1 tRNA gene and 1 rRNA gene are annotated in these 228 nt (G+C 47.8%); both read left to right on the top strand.

What is annotated here, in order from left to right:
- Positions 1-54, top strand: a 16S ribosomal RNA gene (locus tag QP442_RS08610); the annotation flags it as partial.
- 56 nt (positions 55-110) lie between these two features.
- Positions 111-183, top strand: a tRNA-Ala gene (locus QP442_RS08615).
- The last annotated feature ends 45 nt before the right edge of the window (positions 184-228 follow it).

The following is a 228-nucleotide window of genomic DNA, read 5'->3' on the forward strand; positions in this document are numbered from 1 at the left end:
GTGAAGTCGTAACAAGGTAGCCGTATCGGAAGGTGCGGCTGGATCACCTCCTTTCTAAGGAAAAAACGGAAGCCATTGAGTTTGTCTTGTTTAGTTTTGAGAGGTCTTGTGGGGCCTTAGCTCAGCTGGGAGAGCGCCTGCTTTGCACGCAGGAGGTCAGCGGTTCGATCCCGCTAGGCTCCATTGAATCGAAAGGTTCAAATTGTTCATTGAAAATTGAATATCTAT

Origin of the sequence: Pauljensenia sp. UMB1177 (assembly GCF_030217965.1) — a bacterium.
In the GTDB taxonomy this organism is placed as follows: Bacteria; Actinomycetota; Actinomycetes; order Actinomycetales; family Actinomycetaceae; genus Pauljensenia; species Pauljensenia turicensis_A.